We start from the raw sequence: 19,248 nt of genomic DNA on the forward strand, positions 1-19,248 counted from the left end.
TCCTCCCTCGTCTTACGCTTTTGTTTCGATTTCGACGTCTTCGATGCCGAGTTCTTTTTTAACCCAGTCATAACCTTCTGCTTCGAGACGGTGTGCGAGTTCTTTACCACCAGACATGACGATTTTTCCGCCCATCATGATGTGGATGAAGTCTGGCTCGATATAGTTCAAGAGACGTTGGTAGTGCGTGATGATCAAGCAGCCGAATTCAGGTGAACGCATTTCGTTGACACCTTTTGCGACGACTTTCAATGCATCGATATCAAGACCTGAATCGATTTCATCAAGAATCGCGATCGCTGGTTTAAGCATCATCATCTGAAGAATTTCGTTACGTTTCTTTTCTCCACCAGAGAAACCTTCGTTGAGGTAACGGTGTGCCATTTCTGAAGGCATCTCGAGAAGACCCATTTGTGAATCAAGCTCACGGATGAACTTCATGAGTGAGATTTCATCGCCTTCTTCACGACGCGAGTTGATCGCTGAACGAAGGAAGTCGGAGTTCGTGACACCACTGATTTCGCTTGGGTACTGCATTGCGAGGAACATACCCGCTTGTGCGCGCTCATCGACTTCCATGTCGAGGACGTCTTCGCCGTCGAGTGTGACTGAACCAGATGTCACTTCGTACGATGGGTGACCCATCAATGCTGATGCGAGTGTTGATTTACCTGTCCCGTTTGGTCCCATGACCGCGTGGATTTCCCCGCCTTTGATTTCCAAGTTGACGCCTTTCAAGATTTCCTTGCCGTCGATCGCGACGTGTAGATCTTCAATCTTCAAGTGTGAAGCCTTCATGTTAGAATCCCTCCATCTATTCATTTCGTGACTGACGATTCAGAACACGAGCGTTACTAATTTAGTATCATTCTAATCTTAAAGAAACATCGCGTATTATTCAAGCGTCATCGCTCGTTGATTTTTCTCAAAATCATGCGTTTTGTTGAGAATCATTCGAAAGTTTCACCGGTTCCTCGAGTTCCTCGATCGTCGAAGCCCGATGAATCCGTTGTGACAGTAAGAGCAGTGGTATTCCGAATAATGTCAAGCCCGCTAATATCCCGAAAATCGGTAACGGACGGTCCGCTCCATATAAACTTAACAAATGTCCTCCGGCGATCGGACCGATTGATTGCCCGATCGACGTCAAGCCCATCGCCCCGAAATAGCTACCCCGTAATTCTGGCTTCGCGAACCGATCGGTCAAGATATCAGTCATCGTGAACATCATGACTTCCCCGCACGTGAAGATGAACATCGCAACGATCATCAACCAGATCGCGTTCGCATTTCCCATGATGAACAATCCGATCGCAACAGTCGCAATCCCGGTCGTGATCGAGACGAGCGGTGACGTCTTCATACCAAACTTCATGATCGGATATTGAACGATCAAGACGGTGATTGCATTGATCGTGATTAAGATCGCATAGAGTGTCTTCCCGCCTTCAAGGAGTGACGTCTCCGTCAAGAACTGTGGCAAGGTCGAGTTGAACTGGCTGTAGCCGAAGACCCCGAAGATGATACCGGCGAGTGCCAGCGTAAAGGCGATATCCGTCCGCAACAGACGAACCGTTGCTCCAAACGAGACCTTTTTCCCACCATGCGTCTCGGTGATCGGATGGCGTTTGAATAAGATACCGATCATCACCCCGTACACGATATAGACGAACGCCGTGATGTAAAACGTCGCGGACGTGTTCCCTGCACTCAGCAGTAAAGCGATTCCCGGTCCGATCGCTGCTGCGATGTTGATCATCGCGTAACGGATATTGAAGACGAACAACCGGTTCGCTTCATCCGTCGTATCACTGATCAAGGCACGAGCAGATGGCTCGAAGATTGAGCGACAGACCCCGTTCAAGGCACTGAGCGTAAAGAATGCCCAGAACGTCTCGACTTGTGCCAGCGCAATGAAGACGATCGCGAATCCGATCGTTCCGGCAAGCATCATCGCCCGCCGTCCATAACGGTCCGACAAGGTACCACCGATGAAACTCATAATGAGGCTGGCGATCGCTGAGATACTGAGGACCCAGCCGACATCGACCGGATCAAACTTCAGGACGGTCGTCATGTAGATGGCGAAGAACGGCATCGTGATGAACGTTCCGAGACGCGAGAAAAACGTCCCGAACAAGACCCCGAGTGTCAACGGATGCAGTTGACGAATGCGTTGCATATGATTCCCCCTAACCCCTGTTTCAGACAAATGAAAAGCATCCTTCCATTATATAGGAAGGATGCCGGTTTCGGTGAACTTATTTGCTGACTGGAACGACTGCACCTTTGTACTTGTCGAGGATCCAATCTTGGTTTTTCTTCTCGTGCAGAACGTCAAGAAGTGCTGTGACACGCTTGTCTTTTTCATCGCCGTCACGTGTAACGATGATGTTGACGTATGGTGACGACTCATCTTCTGAAGCGATCGCATCTTTCAACGGGTTCAGACCGTTATCGATCGCGTAGTTCGTGTTGATGAGGACGGCGTCGCCTTCATTGTTTTTGTAAGCTTGCGGAAGAAGTGATGCTTCGATGTTCGTTTTGAACTTGAGTTTCTTCGGGTTCTCTGCGATATCACCGAGTTGTGCATCTGTCGTTTTACCATCTTTGAGTTTGATCAATCCTTCATTTTGAAGGAACGTCAAGACACGACCGCGTTCCGCGACGTTTGAGCTCGTTAAGATCGTTGCACCGTTTGGCAACTTATCGAGTGACTTGTATTTCTTCGAATAGATACCGAGTGGTTCAACGTGGACACCACCTGCGTTCGCGAACTTATATGATTTGTTTTCTTTCTCTTGTTGCTCAAGATACGGTACATGCTGGAAGTAGTTCGCATCGATTTCTTTTGAAGCGAGTGCTTTGTTCGGAAGTACGTAATCTTGGAACTTCTTGATTTCAAGCTTGTAGCCTTTTGCTTCGTATTCTTTTTTAACGTGCTCAAGAATCTCAGCGTGCGGTACGTTTGAAGCACCAACGACGAGTGTCTTGTCGTCGCTACCTGATCCTGATGATTTTTCGCCACATGCAGCAAGGCTGATTGCTAAGACGGATACAGCAGCAGTACCTACGAATTTTTTCCAAACTTTCATGAATGATTCCTCCAATATGAATAAAATTTGAATTAACGTTTATCGATCGCACGGATCAGCAAATCACCAATGATTTGGATGACGAAGACGATCGCTAAGATTAAGAGTGTCGCAATGACGATGACATCGTTTTGAGAACGCTGGAATCCTTCGATGAAGGCCATGTCCCCAAGTCCACCTCCGCCGACTACTCCGGCCATTGCCGTATAACCGACAAGTGAGACGAGTGTGACCGTGATACCAGAAACGATGGCAGGCAACGCTTCCGGGATTAAGACTTTATAGATGATTTGGAACTTCGTCGCCCCCATCGATTCAGCTGCCTCGATGACACCTTTATCGACTTCACGTAACGCGAGTTCAACCATCCGACCGTAAAATGGTGCAGCACCGAAAATCAGTGCCGGTAATGCTGCCGTTGGTCCGAGGAACGAACCGACGATTGCTGTCGTAAATGGAATCAATAAGATCAGTAAGATGATGAACGGAATCGAACGGAAGACGTTGACGATCAAGCTCAACACTGAATAGAACGCCCGATTCTTGAACAATAACTCTTCGTTTGTCGCATACAATAGTAAACCAATGATCAAACCGAGAACGAATGTCGAAACCCCAGCGATTGCCGTCATATAGACGGTACTGCCTGTCGCTTCCCACACCATGTCCCAATCTAGGTTGTCAAAGAATGAAATCATCGGTGATCCACCTCCACTTCAACATCACTGGCTTGAAGCTTCGTGATGACCGCTTGTGTTGCTTCTGTTTCCCCGATCAACTGAATGAACAGTGTACCGAGTGCCCCTTCCTGTGATTGACCGACGTTTCCGCCGATGATGTTGAACAGGACCGGTGAATCCTTCATGACTTCCGCGAGGATCGGGCTTTCCGCTGTCGATCCGACGAACGTCAACTGAACGATTTTTCCGGTTGGGTACCGTTCGCGTAGTTTCGCGAACGTCAACTCGTTTTCCGAAGGCGACGTCAATTGTTTGACGAACTCCTTCGTCATCGCTTGCTTCGGATGACGGAAGACCTCTGCGACCGGTCCTTGCTCGACGATTTTACCGGCTTCCATGACGGCGACCCGGTGACAGATTTTTTGAATGACGTGCATCTCGTGTGTGATCAAGACGATCGTCAGTTTCAGTTTTTCATTGATGTCAACGAGTAACTCAAGGATTGAGTCCGTCGTCTTCGGATCGAGTGCACTTGTTGCCTCGTCACATAAGAGAACGTCTGGGTTCGATGCCAGTGCCCGAGCGATACCGACACGTTGCTTTTGACCACCCGATAATTGCGACGGATAGGCTTTTTCGCGTCCGTCTAAACCAACGAGTTGGATCAATTCCGCGACTCGTTCCTTGCGGTGTGCTTTCGGGAAGCCACCGAGCTCGAGTGGGAACATGATGTTCTCTTCGACCGTCCGTGACCACAGTAAGTTGAAGTGTTGGAAGACCATCGAGACATTCTTGCGGACGCCTCGTAATTCTTTTGGTTTTAATGATGTCATTTCAACACCATCGATTTGGATTGAACCACTCGTTGGTGCTTCGAGCATATTCAGTAATCGGATCAGGGTCGATTTCCCTGCTCCGGAATAACCGATTATTCCAAAAATTTCACCGCGCTCGATTGTCAGATCGACATTCGCGACGGCTTCGACCGCTCCGCGCTTTGAGCGATAAATCTTTCCTACGTCTTGTAAACGAATCACAACTGTCCCTCCTAAAATAAAAAAGTGCGCGCGTTTTAGAGCAAACGCGCGCACTTTTCAGTACACAAAACCATTTGCTCTCATCTCCCAGACTTTTGTCTGCTGGAATTAGCACCACTTCGGATTAGATCCGCGGTTGCCGGGTTTCATCGGGCCAGTCCCTCCACCACTCTCGATAAGAGTTTCGGTATTAAGTTTGTAGAATATATTCTGAATATTAGCAGGGGTTATTTTTGTTGTCAAACAGTTTTTTCAGAAACTTTTTCGAGGAACGTGAAAGCACGTGTTAAGTCTTCTTTCAAATCTTCTGCGTCTTCAAGTCCAACTGAAATCCGAACGAGACCGTCCGTGATACCGAGTTCTGCCCGACGTTCTGCTGGGATCGACGCGTGCGTCATCCGTGCCGGCACCGAAATCAGACTCTCGACGGCACCAAGACTTTCAGCAAGTGTGAAGAAGTGTGTCGCCTCGACGAGTTTTTCTGCGTTCGCTGCTGAACCAACATCAAAGCTGATCATCCCACCAAATCCAGTCGCTTGTTTCGCTTGGATGTCGTGACCAGGATGCGATGCAAGTCCCGGGTAGAAGATGTTTGAGACAATATCTTGCGCTTGTAGGAACGCAACGAGATCATGTGCTGTCTCTTCGATCGCATCCATCCGGATACCGAGTGTACGAAGACCACGGACGAGCAAGAAGCTGTCTTGCGGTCCAAGTACGCCGCCTGTCGAGTTTTGGATGAAGTGAAGCTCTTCGCCGAGCGCATCATCTTTGACGACGACAAGTCCAGCGACGACGTCCGAGTGTCCGCCGATGTATTTTGTTGCACTGTGCAAGACGATATCTGCACCGAGTGCGAGTGGTTGTTGATGATATGGTGTCGCGAACGTGTTGTCGACGACGAGTTTAAGATCGTGACGTTTGGCGATCGTTGCGATTGCTGCGATATCCGTAACTTTCAACAACGGGTTCGTCGGTGTTTCGACGTAGACGATCTTCGTGTTGTCTTGGATCGCTGCTTCCGTTGCCGCAAGGTCCGTCGTATCGACGAATGTCACTTCGATGTTGAACTTCGGTAAGACGCGTTGCATCAAGCGGAACGTACCACCATAGACGTCATCTGTCATGACGATGTGGTCGCCAGACTCAAGCAAGTGGAAGACGGCATGAATCGCTGCCATCCCAGAACCGAAGGCAAAACCACGTGCGCCGCCCTCGAGATCCGCAATCAATCGTTCGATGCTCGTCCGTGTCGGGTTCGCTGTCCGTGAGTATTCGTATCCGTCCTTAAGTTGACCGATTTTATCCTGCTTGTATGTGCTTGTTTGATAGATCGGAGGTGTGACGGCTCCTGTTGCCCGGTCGACACCTGTTCCTCCATGAATCAATGCTGTCTTCTTACGCATGAGTTTCGTCCACCTTTTCAAAGATTTGTTGGCTTAAGTAGCGTTCGGCACTGTCTGCGAAGACGGTGACGATCGTACTGCCGGGGTGACGCTTCGCGATATCAAGCGCAGCAACGAGCGCTGCACCTGCTGAACTACCGACGAGTAATCCTTCGCGAGCAGCGAGTGTATGAACCGCGTCAAATGCATCACGGTCAGAAATCGTATGAATCTCGTCGACGAGTTCACGCGGAACGAGACTTGGCCATTTTGCTGTTCCAATGCCTTCTGTCTTATGCGGACCGGCTGGACCACCATTTAAGACGGAGCCTTCCGGTTCGACGATTGCTGCTTTTGTACCGAGACGTTGTTTTAAGAAGTCCGCTGTTCCGGCGAACGTACCACCTGAACCACAACCGGCAACGAACCAGTCGATGTGCGGCAAGTCCGCAATCAGCTCAGGACCGAGTGTCCGCTGATACGTGACTGGGTTCTCTTCGTTTTCGAATTGTAACGGAACGTAACTGTTCGGAATTTCCTGACCGAGTTCTTTTGCCCGGTCGATAGCCCCTTGCATATCGAGTTCAGTCGGCGTGTTGACGACGGTTGCGCCGAGTGCCCGCATCAACGTCTGCTTTTCCTGACTGAATTTTTCCGGAACGACACAGATGACTTTGAGATCGTATTTTTTAGCGGCGAGCGCTAAGCCGATGCCGGTATTCCCGGCTGTCGGCTCGATGATCGTACCGCCTGGTGTCACATGTCCGTTTTCGATTGCTGCATCAACGAGTTGAATGCCAAGGCGGTCTTTGACGCTGCCCCCAGGGTTCATCCATTCGAGCTTCGCCAAAATGCGCGTACCAGCAGGCAAATCGAATGAAGTGATCTCGTAGAGTGGTGTGTTTCCGACGAGGTCGCGGACGTTGTTCGCGATCATCCGAAGACGATGTCCCATTCATCACGACCGGCAAGCATTTTCTCGGCATAGTGCTTCGCTCCTTTGAGGTCATGTGCGCTCGCAAATCCACATTGGACTTCGTTTTGCGCTGGAATCTCTTCTGCTGCGAGGACGTCTTTCAACGTCTTCTCAACGAGTTCGCTCATTTTTTCGACCGAGTCGAAGTTCATCATCGCCATGTAGAAACCTGTTTGGCATCCCATTGGCGAGACATCGATGACATCATCCGAGTAGTTACGGATGTTTTCAGCAAGTAAGTGCTCGAGTGTGTGCATCGCACGCATCGGCATTTGCTCAACGTTTGGTTGCGTGAAACGAATATCGTATTTGACGACTTGGTCGACTTTACCTTCTTTATAACCCGCGACGCGGATATAAGGTGCTTTGACTTTCGTATGATCCAGGTTAAAGCTTTCGACGTTCATTTTTTGAAGTGCCATGATTTATTCCCCCATTTTCTCGGCTTCTACGAGCCAGACGAAGTGATTGTATTGTATAAATTTAACAGTGAATCCTCGTGCTGTAAACAATTCTTCCATAACTGGAACCAACGGGTAGAACTCGCGTTCGAGATCTTCCGCTAACGCATCAAACCCTTGAGCACGTGCTTCACGAATCGTTTGCAGGCGTGCCTCTTCTGAGACGAACATCGTATCCGCGTAGACGATTTTTCCGTCTGCCGGTAAATGTGATGCCATCAGTTCGATTGCTTCTCCCTTTTCCTCATCTGTTAGATGATGAAACGCATACGTCGAAACAAAACTGCGTGCTTCCTTCGCCTCGAACGAGAGGAAGTGACCGTCTTGTACATCAAGTGACGGAATCTTTTCCGTCAGGATTGCCCGCATCTCCGGACTTGGTTCGACGGCGAGTACGGCGTCGTGACGTGCCAGAAGACGTTGTGTCAGGTTCCCTGTGCCTGCTCCGAATTCAATGACCGGCGACTGCGCTTTATCCGCTACTGTATCCAAAATCTCATCGTATCGACGAAAAACCTCTTTATACTCCGGATCGTGTCCGGTTACTGTCTCGTCATACGTCGATGCCCATTCTGTGAAAACATCCATAAAACGTACTGTCATGCCTTGTCGTCCTCCATCTCACCAGTTAATTCCGAGTAATCGGATATGAATTAAAGTAATTTTCCTTATTCGCATTGTAGCAAGGAGATGCTATCCTGGCAAGCGACCGGCTCGAAAAACTTCCAGAAAACAAAAAAAGGCGTTGCCGGCGAACCGACAACACGAATAATGTGGTTAGAAATGCTACGAAGGAAAACCCAGCTCCATTCGGAATTGTTCGCTCTTCCGCGTGGAGGACGGCGCCTGTTCGACATGATCGCCAGCTTACGTTCACTTCCTGATCGGTCCTTTCGATCCACCACCCGTTCATTGCACCGCTTCGTCTTTGGGGGACGACTTAAGGGGAAACAATACACCGGCTTAGGATGGGAGAAAGGGTTCAGGACTTGAATCGTATTGAACGATCATCTCTGCTAGACTTCCTATAATGCATTTCTAGAAGTTGTTATGAATATACCATTCATATTTCTGCGTTGTCAACGAATTATTGTAAATATTCCGACAATTTAACAAAAAGAAAAATCCAATCGGACTTTTCTTACCGTTCTTGACAGAAAGCAAAGACGTTTTGAACGGACTGGAAGGCATAAAGTCGCTCTACGACTTGATTTTCTTCAATTCGCAACAACGCAGGAACACTCATGACACGGGCTTCTTCTAAGAAATCCGGAATGAAATTCCCGTTCGCCTTCTGAATCGATTGACCTGATTCCGTTGCTTCGACGATATCGAGCATACGTTCCGCAATGGCGCATGTCCCGCACATCGGTGCATAGACATACAATAGCCCGTTTTCTGGGACGGTCGTGACCTCTTGCATGACGGTCGCTCCTTTCTTCGTGGTATCTGTCGTCAGTATACAAAAAAAAGAGAGCGGACGAAACGCAAGCGCCTCGTTCACTCTCTTTTCGTTAAGTATTACTCGTTGATCATCGATTTGTACGCTGCAGCGTCCATCAATGCCTCGACTTGTGAAGCATCTTCGATTTCGATGTCAACCATCCAAGCGCCTTCGAATGGTGACTCGTTGACGAGTTCTGGGGAATCCGAAAGGTTTTCGTTGATGGCAACGACTTTACCAGAGATCGGTGCGTATAACTCCGAGACTGTCTTGACCGACTCGACTGAACCGAATGGCTCGTTTGCTGAGATCGTATCCCCGACTTCAGGCAATTCGACGAAGACGATATCCCCGAGTTCGTGTTGCGCGAAATCCGTGATTCCGATGCGCGCCTTGTTTCCTGATACTTCGACCCATTCATGTTCTTCCGAATAGCGTAAGTTGTCTTTTACTTGACTCATTTCCGATTCCCCCTGTGGACTAATTTGGACTAACGTGTTCAGTATACCAAAATCGACTCTGAACTTAATACCATTTTCCTTGATACATTTCTTCCTTGAAGCCGATCGTGACGTCTTTCCCGTCTGTGACGATCGGACGCTTCAACAACATGCCGTCACTTGCGAGTAACTTGTATTGCTCGTCTTCCGATAGCTCTGGAAGCTTGTCCTTGATCCCTTGCGAACGGTATGATTGACCGCTCGTGTTGAAGAATTTCTTCAGTGGCTCTCCACTCTTTTGATGAAGTTTCTGAATCGTCGTTGCAGATGGTGTCTCCTCGACGATATGTTTGTAATCCACTTCGACACCGTGCTGTTCGAGTGCTTTTTTTGCTTTGACGCACGTACTACATTTCGGATAGCCGTACATCGTGACTGTTTTTGTCATGTTCCTCACCTCACCTTCAAGAGTAGCAGATGGATCACTTCTGCTTCAAGCGTGCGAGCGCCCCGTCAATCTGATCTTGGTGATGCGCGTCATGGGCAACGAACGACTCGACGAATGTAAGTGGTCGGAAATCCTCATAGGTTGCTTCAAACTGCTCGTCAGACAAACGATCGAGGTGATTGACGATGTCACGCCGGACGCTGATCGCTTTTTTCAACAAAGCAAGCGGATCGATATGATGAGCATATTCGACCGCCAGTCGATTGAACTGATCGAAATCCGTCTCGACGAGCGTCAACGGTTCGTCCGGTAATTTCGAAATGGCATGATCGTAATAAAACCGGTCCCATAAATACAGATGACTGACGCACTCAAGGACGGTCCACTTGTTAAGGGCAAGCGGCAGATCCCACTCTTCCGGCGACAAACGTTCAAGGGATTGATAGTAGGCAATCGCAAATTGCAGTTCAACCAATTCTTGGCGCATCTCGTTTTCCTCCTCCAACCAAAAACTTCGCCTTTACAGAGATTTTCCCTGCAAAGGCGAAGCGGTAAACCTGACTTAGACCGTATATTTGTTTGACTCGATGAGGCGTTTCGCGATGTCACGTTTCGTACCGATGACGTTGATTGGCTGGTAACGGCTGAATTTTTTCAGCGCTGAGAGCAACATCCGGAGTTCGTCGCCGCTTGCTGCCGCGTAGAGTGTCTCTTTCGCGTCGCGCTCGACAGCTTCGAACGCTTGTTGCGCGAAGACTTCCGTGTAACGGACTTTCAGTTCGCTCTTCTCGATCCCTTTGTCGGCAATCGCTTTATCCGTCCGAACGATTGCTGACTCGAGCGCATAGATCGCACTCATGATGTCGGCTGTGTTCGCTAAGATTTCTTGCTCACCTTGGAGTTTGTCCTGATATTTCTGGACCGCTATTCCGGCAGTCAACAAGAAGATTTTCTTCATCATCGCGAGTAAGTGGCGTTCGCGATCAAGTGGTGACGTTCCGATTTCTGTCGGCATGAAGCTCATCACTTCTTGTTGCAGACGCTGTGCTTCCGCAAGCAACGGCAACTCGCCTTTCATCGCTTTCTTCAGCAATGTCCCAGGCACGAGAAGACGGTTGATCTCGTTCGTTCCTTCGAAGATTCGGTTGATCCGCGAATCACGGTACATGTTCTCGACTTCATATTCTGCCATGAAGCCGTAACCACCGTGGATCTGGACCGCTTCGTCGATGACATAATCAAATGTTTCCGAAGCAAAGACTTTGTTCATCGAGCACTCAATAGCGTACTCCGCGATCGCATCGGCGATTTTCTTACCGTCCTTGCTCTCTTCTTCTGACAACTGATCAAGACTATCTTGGAACAGACCACCCGTCCGGTAGACCGAACTTTCCATCGCATACGTCTGTGCTGCCATCGTCGCGAGTTTTTCTTGAATCAATGGGAACGAGCTGATTGGTGTCTTGAACTGCTTACGTTCATTCGAGTACTGGACTGCGAGATCAATCGCCCGTTTCGATGAACCGACAGCACCAACAGCTAATTTATAACGACCGACGTTCAAGATGTTGAAGGCGATGACGTGACCGCGTCCAATCTCACCAAGGACGTTATCGACTGGTACTTCTGCATCTTGTAAGATCAACGTCCGTGTCGATGATCCTTGATTCCCATCTTCTGTTCCTCGACGCCTGTCGAGACGCCTGGATACGATTCTTCGACGAGGAAGGCTGTGAACTTGTCACCGTCGATTTTTGCGTAGACGACGAACAAGCTTGCAAAACCAGCGTTCGTGATCCATTGTTTTTCACCGTTCAAGATGTAGTGCGTACCAGCTTCGTTCAAGACAGCCGTCGTTTTAGCACCAAGAGCATCCGAACCAGAGCCTGGCTCCGTCAACGCGTACGAAGCGATCCACTCCCCTGAAGCGAGTTTCGGCAAGTATTTATGCTTTTGCTCTTCGTTACCGAAGAAGACGATCGGCAACGAACCGATTCCGACGTGTGCGCCGTAGCTGAGGGCGAATGAACGACCCCGTGCGAATTTTTCCGTAATGATCGAAGACGAAATTTTATCCATCTGATAGCCGCCGTATGCTTCTGGAACGTCTGCGCCGAGTAGACCTAATTCGCCTGCTTCGCGGAGGAGACCGACCGACAGTTCGAACTCGTGTTTTTCGATCCGGTCAAGGACAGGAACGACACGATCTTCGACGAACTTCGCTGTCATGTCACCGACCATTTTGTGTTCTTCCGAGAAATCCTCTGGTGTGAAGAGACGTTCTGGTGCTAACTCATCTAATACGAAACTGCCACCTTTGATTAATTCGTTTGTCGTTTGGCTCATTGTCCTGTTCCTCCTTCAACTAGTTCGAATACACCTGCTGCGCCCATTCCGCCACCGATACACATCGAGACGACACCATACTGGACATTCCGGCGTTTCATTTCATGCAAGAGCGTCAATGTGAGTTTTGTTCCTGTACAACCGAGGGGGTGACCGAGGGCGATCGCTCCACCGTTGACGTTGACGATATCTTCGTTTAATCCAAGCTCGCGGATGACACCGAGTGACTGCGATGCGAACGCTTCGTTCAATTCGATCAAACCAACGTCCTCAAGCGTGATGCCTGCGAGGTCCAGTGCCTTGGGAATCGCAACGACTGGTCCGATTCCCATCACTTCCGGACGGACACCACCGACCGCGAATGATTTGAACTTGCCGAGAATCGATAACCCTTGGCGTTCTGCTTCTTCTCGTTCCATGACGAGGACAGCTGCCGCACCATCTGACGTCTGCGAAGAGTTCCCTGCCGTGACGCTTCCGCCGAGACGGAACGCTGGGCGAAGTTTTGCAAGACCTTCCGGTGACGAATCCGGACGAACGCCTTCATCGTGCTCGACGACGAATGTCTTCTCCTCGATTTTTAGTTCATCATTGACGAATTGTTCCGTCACCGTTACCGGGACGATCTCATCAGCAAACTTACCAGCCGCGATGGCTGCTGCCGCTTTTTGGTGGCTCTTCAACGCAAACGCATCTTGATCTTCTCGTGAGACATTGTAGGTCGCAGCGACTTGCTCCGCTGTATGCCCCATGCTCATGTAGTATTCCGGTGCCGTGTCGACGATCGACGGATTAGGTCGGACGACGTGACCCGGCATCGGGACTTGACTCATCGATTCAAGTCCACCGGCGACGACCGCAGTTGCTTGCCCTGTCATGATCTTCATCGCTGCGTCAGCGATCGATTGTAGTCCACTTGAGCAATACCGGTTGATCGTGATTGCCGGTACCTCATGGGATAAACCACCGAGGACTGAAGCGTAACGGGCGATGTTCATGCCTTGTTCCGCTTCCGGTAAGGCACATCCGAGGATGACGTCATCAACCGCTCCCGTGTAACCGGACCGTTTCAACGTTTCCTGGATCGCGATGCCTGCTAATTCATCCGAGCGCATCGACTTGAATGCGCCCTTTTTTGCTTTTCCGACCGGTGTCCGCGCACCGGCGACGATTACTGCTTCCTTCATCCGAATCCCCCCAGTCCTCAGTTACGAAGCGGCTTGCCTTTGACGAGCATGTGCTGCATCCGTTGTTGTGTCTTCATCTCACCGATCAGGCTCAAGAATGCTTCCCGTTCGATGTCGAGCATATATTGTTCATCGACGTGGCTACCGAAGGCGACGTTTCCGCCGGCGATGACGTGTGCCAGTTTACTAGCGATCTTCAAGTCGTGTTCCGAGATATACCCACCGTAGAACATTTCGCGTGTCGCGAGTTCAAGCGTCGCTTTCCCAGCACGACCGACGACTGGAATCTTCGCTTTCGCCGGTGCCGTGTAGCCGGTCCGGTCCAGTTCAAGGACGAGTTGTTTCGCATCATACGTCAAGTGATCCCGATTCATCGAGATCTGATCAACGGAGCGGACATATCCGAGTTCGCGTGCTTCAAAGGCTGATTTTGAGACTTTTGCCATCGCGACGTTTTCGAACGTTTTTTGTGCTGCTTTTTCGATATTGACGAGTCCGTCCGGTGTGTTTTCTAACAGTCGACGGTACGTATTGACGTTTCCGCCGCCTCCTGGAATTAGACCGACACCGACTTCGACGAGACCCATGTACGTTTCAAGCCCGGCTTGCAGGCGAGCTGCCGGAAGCGAGATCTCCGTACCGCCACCAAGCGTCATCCCTTGTGGTGCAGCGACGATCGGACGCGATGCATAGCGAATCTTTTGAATCGATTGTTGGAACTTGTTGATGATCCAGTCGAGTTCGAACCAGTTCTCATCTTCCGCTTCCATCAGCATCATCGCTAGGTTCGCACCGACACAGAAGTTCTTGCCATCGTTCGCGATGACGAGACCACGGTGGTTTTTCTCAACTAAATCGACCGACTGTTCGATCATCTGCATGATGTCGACACCAATCGCATTGCTCTTCGAAGTGAACTCGAGGACTGCGACATCGTCGCCGATATCAAGCAAGCGTGCCCCGTTGTTCTCAAGGAGAACACCGTTTGACTTCCGCACGTCGCGGAGACGGATTTCCTTCGGATTGACCGTTGCTCCAACGTAGTCTTTCGTTGCAACGTCATAATGACGACCGGACGCATCATAGAAACTCGTCTTCCCTGCCGCGAGCATCTCATCGACCCATGCCGGTACTGCGTAACCGTCTTGTTTCATCTTCGCGACCGTCTTCTCGACACCAAGTGCGTCCCATGTCTCGAACGGTCCCATCTTCCAACCGAAGCCCCATTTCATTGCTTCGTCGATCGCTTTGATGTCGTCTGCGATTTCTCCCGTCAGCTGAGCCGAGTAGAGCAATGTTTTCGCGTGGATTGGCCAGAGTAAGGCACCGACACGATCTTGTGCGAAGACGACGGCTTTCAGTTTATTTTTTGCGCCCGGAAGTGCTTTAGCTTGTCCGATCGACGGTTCAGTAAGCGCTCTCTTTTCAACGTACTCGAATGTCTCGAGATTGAGTTCAAGGATCTGTTTTCCGACTTTCTTATAGAAGCCTTGACCCGTCTTCGCACCGAGTGCTCCTTGTTCGACAAGGCGACGCATTTCAGTCGGAACCGCGAACGTCTCCTTCTCTTCGCCTTCTGGCAACAAGTCATAGACGTTGTTTGCGACGTGAACGAACGTGTCGATGCCGACGACGTCGAGTGTCCGGAACGTTGCTGACCCTGGGCGACCAAGGAGTGGACCTGTGACCGAATCGACCTCCCCGATCGAATAGCCACCTTTTTTCATCTCATCCATCGTCACGAGGAGACCGTATGTCCCGATTCGGTTGCCGATGAAGTTCGGTGTATCCTTCGCAATGACGACACCTTTCCCGAGTCGTTCCTCTGCGAATTGTTTCATGAATTCAACGACACTTGGATCCGTGTCTGACGTCGGAATCAACTCGAGTAACTTCAGATAACGTGGTGGGTTAAAGAAGTGTGTCCCGAGGAAACGACGGTTAAATGATTCCGAACGCCCTTCGCGCATCGCTTCGATCGAGATGCCTGATGTGTTCGAGCTGACGATCGCGTCTTCCCGAATGAATGGTTCGATCGTTTTAAACAATTGCTGTTTGACGTCGAGTCGTTCGACGACGACTTCAACGATCCAGTCTGCTTCTTTCAGACGCTCTAAGTCGTCTTCTAAGTTTCCGACCTCGATGAAGTCGATCAATTTTTTCGATGCGAGTGGTGCTGGGTTTTGTTTCAAGAGCTTTTCGCGGTTATCGCGCGCGATGCGGGAGCGGACGCGCGGATCACTCAGCGTCAAACCCTGCTTCTCTTCTTGTGCCGTAAGTTCTTTTGGTACGATATCAAGCATCAATGTCCGTATGCCAGCATTCGCAAGATGTGCTGCGATGCCCGCACCCATCACCCCTGAACCGATGATGACGGCGAATTGGATGTGTTTCGTCAACTGGATTGTGGTCGGCTGACCGATTTGACTCGCCATGATATACCCCCTGATTTTAAATTGAATGAACAACCATTCATTATACTGACAAAAAAAGAAGCCGAACGACTTTGGTATGCTTCTTCTACATCTTCATCATAAATGAATAATGATTCAGTAGCAATAAAAAATCAGTCAATGGACAAATTTTCCTGTTAGACTGATAAAAAGGAGTGGTTGAAAATGAGTCAAACCGAGCATGTATGGAATCAAAAAGCCGCTGACTGGGCGGATCGCGCTGACGATATGTGGACGAACGGCAGTCGGAAAACCGTTTTGCCGTTCTTACGAAAAACAATCACCGGTGGTCGTTTGCTTGATCTCGGTTGCGGTGATGGTGCAGCCTGTCGCTTACTGACACCGGAATTTCAGACAGTCGGACTCGACGTCTCAGATGAGATGATCCGAATCGCCCGTGAGAAGTCACCCGAGCAGACGTTCATCGTCGGAACAGGTGAAGCATTACCGTTCGCTGATCATGCGTTTGATGTCGTCCTCGCCGTTAACTCACTCGAATGGTCGACACGTCCCGTAAAGGTTTTAGAAGAAATCGAACGCGTCGCCCCGCTTGTCGTCATCAGTCTACTCGGTCCGACAGCCGCACCACGGCAACTTGCTTATCGTCGTCTCTACGGTGAGGAAGTCGCGATGGGGAATACGATGATGCCGTGGGAACTGTTGCAGCTAGCAAAAGAACGAGGCTGGACGTTACTCGATGAAGCGGTCATCCAAAAAGAAGGTGCCGTCATGACGGGGCATCGGTTACTGGATCAAGCCCATGCCTTCTCATGTTTGTTTGCTTTTCAGACGACAGCTGTGAGGGAAAGATAAGTATGTCATACACAACCTTTTATACATTTATTTTGATTGCGTTAGGTATCAATCTCTTATTTTATATCGATTCACTTGATGTTTTAGAGCGGTGGCAATATTTCTTATTGTACATGGTTTTTCTGATGGGTATACCTGAACTCGGAAGACGCATTTTTCGACGCTATCAAGAAAAACGATTCCACCCGCAGACCTCTATCTTTCTTGTCATTCTAGTATTTGCAGGCATGCTGTTTTTAGGAAATATCATTTTGCCGTAATGATCGATGAAACTCCATCATCAAAAACCTCACTGTCTTTTCACCCGCTTTCCTCAGGCGAGACACAAGCCAGTCTTCCTCATCCCTCGGATGACGAATTCGGGTCTTGTTTGTCTCTGACAGCGCGAAATGAAACATCGCGCTTTTTCCTGTAGGAGTCGGGTGAAGACATGTGAGGAGGACGCACTCATTTGTTATCCAAAGAACTCAAAAGCGATCGATTCCATTGACGGAAATCGATCGCTTTTGATGTGAGTTCATATAGGACGAAACTAGGCATCTTCGACTCCTACAGGAAAAGGAAGCATGAGCCATGCTTCCGTCAGGGAATAGGAAGACCCGGCAAATCACATGGAATGTGAGATGCCGCGGCTTACTTCCCGCCTGAGGAAAGCGAAGATGCTAGGGACGTCCGGTATACTATGCTTCATCCTCCATGCGTTCGCTGATGTACCTGTCGCAACCACTCTTCAATTAAGACGAGATCCGATTGTTCTTCCCATTTCAGTCGGAAATAGAGTGTCTGTAGCAATTGTTTGACGTTACGATACGTCGTCCACTCCGCATCTCCCCATGTCACGTCACTCTCAAGCCACTCCTTAATATTACGTTCGATGCGTTGTAATAGGACATCTTCCGACAGTCCATGGCGACAAGCTTGCAACCATGCTGTCACCATCCGGTCCGCTTCTTCATCGACATAGAGATAATTGGATCGGATCAACTGACGAATCATTGCATCAATCGCTCCGAGTTCCTCCTCTGAACGACTCGCTGGATGTGTAAACCAAACCGCATAGACATCAGCGATATGTGCCATGCTGTGTGCCCACCCCATTCCGTCAATGAATCCACGGACATCCTTTTCTTGCTCCAGATAAGTTTGTAAGTAAGTGGACAGCCGATCCAACTGACTTTGCGTCAATAAGTGTCGGGTTTTGTCCATCACTAACAATTCAGCGAGTGCTAATGCTGAAAATGATCGCGTCAGAACAGCTGTTGTGTCCGCTGTTCCCATTCTATACATCAATCCATGCCCGCTTAAAATAAAATCGAAAATTCGATTGGTGTCTTCTATCGTAAAGGACTCTGATGCGATGTAGGTCGCTAACTGCGGATAGATCAATCCATCCCGTAACTCAGAATCTGTCGAACCGATATGTAGAAGTAACTCGTCGAGTAATGCAGGCGTTACACTCGCGTTTTGTTGTAGCAGTTCCTTTAACTCTTGTTCTGTTCGCATCATTCCGTCCTCTCCTCCCTGAATCAAAAAAAGACGATGCAGCGTTGCATCGCCTTCTCCACTTATCCTTTGACCATTCCTTTGAGAACGAAGGCAACGTTCGCCGGTCGTTCTGCTAAGCGGCGCATGAAGTAACCGTACCAGTCACGTCCATAAGGGACGTAGACACGGACTTTATAGCCTTGCTTGACGAGTTCGAGTTGACGCTCGACCCGGATACCGAATAACATCTGGAATTCGAACTGGTCTTTTTCGATCCCGTTTTCTTTAGCGTGACGGATGACTTGCTCGATCATCGCATCGTCATGCGTTGCGACGGCAGCATAGTTTCCGAGTGATAATTGTAACTTCACGAGCTTAATGTAGTTGTGGTCGACGTCTTCCTTCTCTGGAAACGCCACCGTTGCCGGCTCTTTGTAAGCCCCTTTGACAATCCGGAGATTCGTCTCGAAGCGTCCGACACGTTTGATGTCATCTTCCGACCGGTAAAGATACGACTGGATGACTGTTCCAATGTTATCGAAAGATTGGCGCAATTCTTCAAACAATTGAATCGTCTTTTCACAACGTGGCTCATCTTCCATATCGATCGTGACGAAGACACCAAGTTCTTTCGCCCGTGTTAAGATTCGTTCCATGTTCGAGCGGATCAAGTCGTCCGAGATATCGAGTCCGAGTGATGTCAGTTTCAACGAGAGTTGCGAGTCTAATTTTTCTTCCGCAATCATCTCAACCGCACGAATACATTCTTGTGTCATCATCTCTGCTTCCGCTACCGTCGAGATGAACTCCCCTAAATGGTCCATCGTGACGCATAACCCTTTTGCGTTCAATTCCTGGATCGCCCGTTTCGATGCTTCCAATGAATCCCCTGCCACGAAGCGACTTGCTCCGAATTTAAGCCCGTATCGCTTGGCGAGACCGTTCAATGTCTTGTTTTGCGATAAGAAGATAAAACCATCCCGTAGTACTTTTTCCAT

At 49.4% G+C, this 19,248-nt stretch carries 18 protein-coding genes, 1 pseudogene and 1 riboswitch; of the genes and pseudogenes, 1 reads left to right on the plus strand and 18 read right to left on the minus strand.

Features of this window, described 5'->3' with window-relative positions; translation table 11 throughout:
• Positions 1-12 precede the first annotated feature (12 nt).
• From sufC to AC3B4V_RS07530, 16 genes and pseudogenes are all read right to left on the minus strand, one after another.
• Positions 13-798, minus strand: coding sequence for a Fe-S cluster assembly ATPase SufC (gene sufC / locus AC3B4V_RS07455; RefSeq protein ID WP_023469158.1), 786 nt, complete (start codon positions 796-798; stop codon positions 13-15).
• A 133-nt stretch (positions 799-931) separates the two neighbouring features.
• On the minus strand, positions 932-2,182 hold the full coding sequence (locus tag AC3B4V_RS07460) for an MDR family MFS transporter (protein WP_223040728.1): 1,251 nt from the start codon (positions 2,180-2,182) through the stop codon (positions 932-934).
• A 79-nt stretch (positions 2,183-2,261) separates the two neighbouring features.
• Positions 2,262-3,095, minus strand: coding sequence for a MetQ/NlpA family ABC transporter substrate-binding protein (locus tag AC3B4V_RS07465; protein ID WP_050678660.1), 834 nt, complete (start codon positions 3,093-3,095; stop codon positions 2,262-2,264).
• A 32-nt stretch (positions 3,096-3,127) separates the two neighbouring features.
• Positions 3,128-3,793: a methionine ABC transporter permease gene (locus AC3B4V_RS07470; protein WP_064299452.1), complete on the minus strand. Its 666-nt coding sequence runs from the start codon at positions 3,791-3,793 to the stop codon at positions 3,128-3,130.
• Positions 3,790-4,812: a methionine ABC transporter ATP-binding protein gene (locus tag AC3B4V_RS07475; protein ID WP_023469162.1), complete on the minus strand. Its 1,023-nt coding sequence runs from the start codon at positions 4,810-4,812 to the stop codon at positions 3,790-3,792. Before AC3B4V_RS07475 ends, AC3B4V_RS07470 begins: the two co-directional genes overlap by 4 nt.
• Positions 4,813-4,889: 77 nt before the next feature.
• Positions 4,890-4,994: riboswitch (SAM riboswitch) on the minus strand.
• 57 nt (positions 4,995-5,051) lie between these two features.
• Positions 5,052-6,218: a bifunctional cystathionine gamma-lyase/homocysteine desulfhydrase gene (locus tag AC3B4V_RS07480; RefSeq protein WP_149427756.1), complete on the minus strand. Its 1,167-nt coding sequence runs from the start codon at positions 6,216-6,218 to the stop codon at positions 5,052-5,054.
• On the minus strand, positions 6,211-7,134 hold the full coding sequence (locus AC3B4V_RS07485) for a PLP-dependent cysteine synthase family protein (RefSeq protein ID WP_149428156.1): 924 nt from the start codon (positions 7,132-7,134) through the stop codon (positions 6,211-6,213). The genes AC3B4V_RS07480 and AC3B4V_RS07485 overlap by 8 nt, the downstream gene beginning before the upstream one ends.
• Positions 7,131-7,595, minus strand: a complete 465-nt coding sequence (locus AC3B4V_RS07490; RefSeq protein ID WP_023469165.1) for an S-ribosylhomocysteine lyase — start codon at positions 7,593-7,595, stop codon at positions 7,131-7,133. The genes AC3B4V_RS07485 and AC3B4V_RS07490 overlap by 4 nt, the downstream gene beginning before the upstream one ends.
• A 3-nt stretch (positions 7,596-7,598) precedes the next feature.
• Positions 7,599-8,237: a class I SAM-dependent methyltransferase gene (locus AC3B4V_RS07495; RefSeq protein WP_058713840.1), complete on the minus strand. Its 639-nt coding sequence runs from the start codon at positions 8,235-8,237 to the stop codon at positions 7,599-7,601.
• Positions 8,238-8,775: 538 nt separating this feature from the next.
• A complete protein-coding gene (locus AC3B4V_RS07500) occupies positions 8,776-9,057 on the minus strand; it encodes a thioredoxin family protein (RefSeq protein WP_023469167.1) in 282 nt (93 codons plus the stop codon).
• 98 nt (positions 9,058-9,155) lie between these two features.
• Positions 9,156-9,539 carry a glycine cleavage system protein GcvH gene (gene gcvH, locus AC3B4V_RS07505; protein ID WP_029342437.1) on the minus strand — a complete coding sequence of 128 codons (384 nt, stop codon included), beginning with the start codon at positions 9,537-9,539 and terminating at the stop codon, positions 9,156-9,158.
• A gap of 64 nt (positions 9,540-9,603) precedes the next feature.
• Positions 9,604-9,966 (minus strand): arsenate reductase family protein, encoded by a 363-nt coding sequence (locus AC3B4V_RS07510; RefSeq protein ID WP_411211051.1) that lies wholly within the window; start codon positions 9,964-9,966, stop codon positions 9,604-9,606.
• 34 nt (positions 9,967-10,000) lie between these two features.
• Positions 10,001-10,453, minus strand: coding sequence for a DinB family protein (locus AC3B4V_RS07515; protein ID WP_149427758.1), 453 nt, complete (start codon positions 10,451-10,453; stop codon positions 10,001-10,003).
• Positions 10,454-10,528: 75 nt separating this feature from the next.
• A pseudogene (locus tag AC3B4V_RS07520) lies at positions 10,529-12,312 on the minus strand (acyl-CoA dehydrogenase family protein).
• A complete protein-coding gene (locus AC3B4V_RS07525) occupies positions 12,309-13,499 on the minus strand; it encodes an acetyl-CoA C-acetyltransferase (RefSeq protein ID WP_488378056.1) in 1,191 nt (396 codons plus the stop codon). Before AC3B4V_RS07525 ends, AC3B4V_RS07520 begins: the two are co-directional and overlap by 4 nt.
• Positions 13,500-13,516: 17 nt before the next feature.
• Complete coding sequence (locus AC3B4V_RS07530; protein WP_488378057.1) at positions 13,517-15,934, minus strand: 3-hydroxyacyl-CoA dehydrogenase/enoyl-CoA hydratase family protein; 2,418 nt, start codon at positions 15,932-15,934, stop codon at positions 13,517-13,519.
• Positions 15,935-16,117: 183 nt separating this feature from the next.
• Between AC3B4V_RS07530 and AC3B4V_RS07535 the strand changes: the two genes are divergently transcribed.
• Entirely contained in the window at positions 16,118-16,765 is a 648-nt protein-coding gene (locus AC3B4V_RS07535) for a class I SAM-dependent methyltransferase (protein WP_488378058.1), read from the plus strand.
• A gap of 687 nt (positions 16,766-17,452) precedes the next feature.
• Here the strand turns inward: AC3B4V_RS07535 and AC3B4V_RS07540 are convergent.
• Both AC3B4V_RS07540 and AC3B4V_RS07545 read right to left on the minus strand, forming a co-directional pair.
• Entirely contained in the window at positions 17,453-18,271 is an 819-nt protein-coding gene (locus AC3B4V_RS07540) for a DUF2785 domain-containing protein (protein WP_488378059.1), read from the minus strand.
• A gap of 59 nt (positions 18,272-18,330) precedes the next feature.
• Positions 18,331-19,248 carry a proline dehydrogenase family protein gene (locus AC3B4V_RS07545; protein WP_023469178.1) on the minus strand — a complete coding sequence of 306 codons (918 nt, stop codon included), beginning with the start codon at positions 19,246-19,248 and terminating at the stop codon, positions 18,331-18,333.

This window comes from Exiguobacterium sp. E17S (assembly GCF_057772545.1).

What these genes read in the sequence shown, in the direction of transcription:
- sufC (WP_023469158.1), bottom strand. Translation starts at nt 798, where the DNA reads ATGAAGGCTTCACACTTGAAGATTGAAGATCTACACGTCGCGATCGAC.
- AC3B4V_RS07460 (WP_223040728.1), bottom strand. Translation starts at nt 2,182, where the DNA reads ATGCAACGCATTCGTCAACTGCATCCGTTGACACTCGGGGTCTTGTTC.
- AC3B4V_RS07465 (WP_050678660.1), bottom strand. Translation starts at nt 3,095, where the DNA reads ATGAAAGTTTGGAAAAAATTCGTAGGTACTGCTGCTGTATCCGTCTTA.
- AC3B4V_RS07470 (WP_064299452.1), bottom strand. Translation starts at nt 3,793, where the DNA reads ATGATTTCATTCTTTGACAACCTAGATTGGGACATGGTGTGGGAAGCG.
- AC3B4V_RS07480 (WP_149427756.1), bottom strand. Translation starts at nt 6,218, where the DNA reads ATGCGTAAGAAGACAGCATTGATTCATGGAGGAACAGGTGTCGACCGG.
- AC3B4V_RS07485 (WP_149428156.1), bottom strand. Translation starts at nt 7,134, where the DNA reads ATGATCGCGAACAACGTCCGCGACCTCGTCGGAAACACACCACTCTAC.
- AC3B4V_RS07490 (WP_023469165.1), bottom strand. Translation starts at nt 7,595, where the DNA reads ATGGCACTTCAAAAAATGAACGTCGAAAGCTTTAACCTGGATCATACG.
- AC3B4V_RS07495 (WP_058713840.1), bottom strand. Translation starts at nt 8,237, where the DNA reads ATGACAGTACGTTTTATGGATGTTTTCACAGAATGGGCATCGACGTAT.
- AC3B4V_RS07500 (WP_023469167.1), bottom strand. Translation starts at nt 9,057, where the DNA reads ATGCAAGAGGTCACGACCGTCCCAGAAAACGGGCTATTGTATGTCTAT.
- gcvH (WP_029342437.1), bottom strand. Translation starts at nt 9,539, where the DNA reads ATGAGTCAAGTAAAAGACAACTTACGCTATTCGGAAGAACATGAATGG.
- AC3B4V_RS07510 (WP_411211051.1), bottom strand. Translation starts at nt 9,966, where the DNA reads ATGACAAAAACAGTCACGATGTACGGCTATCCGAAATGTAGTACGTGC.
- AC3B4V_RS07515 (WP_149427758.1), bottom strand. Translation starts at nt 10,453, where the DNA reads ATGCGCCAAGAATTGGTTGAACTGCAATTTGCGATTGCCTACTATCAA.
- AC3B4V_RS07525 (WP_488378056.1), bottom strand. Translation starts at nt 13,499, where the DNA reads ATGAAGGAAGCAGTAATCGTCGCCGGTGCGCGGACACCGGTCGGAAAA.
- AC3B4V_RS07530 (WP_488378057.1), bottom strand. Translation starts at nt 15,934, where the DNA reads ATGGCGAGTCAAATCGGTCAGCCGACCACAATCCAGTTGACGAAACAC.
- AC3B4V_RS07535 (WP_488378058.1), top strand. Translation starts at nt 16,118, where the DNA reads ATGAGTCAAACCGAGCATGTATGGAATCAAAAAGCCGCTGACTGGGCG.
- AC3B4V_RS07540 (WP_488378059.1), bottom strand. Translation starts at nt 18,271, where the DNA reads ATGATGCGAACAGAACAAGAGTTAAAGGAACTGCTACAACAAAACGCG.
- AC3B4V_RS07545 (WP_023469178.1), bottom strand. Translation starts at nt 19,248, where the DNA reads ATGGAAAAAGTACTACGGGATGGTTTTATCTTCTTATCGCAAAACAAG.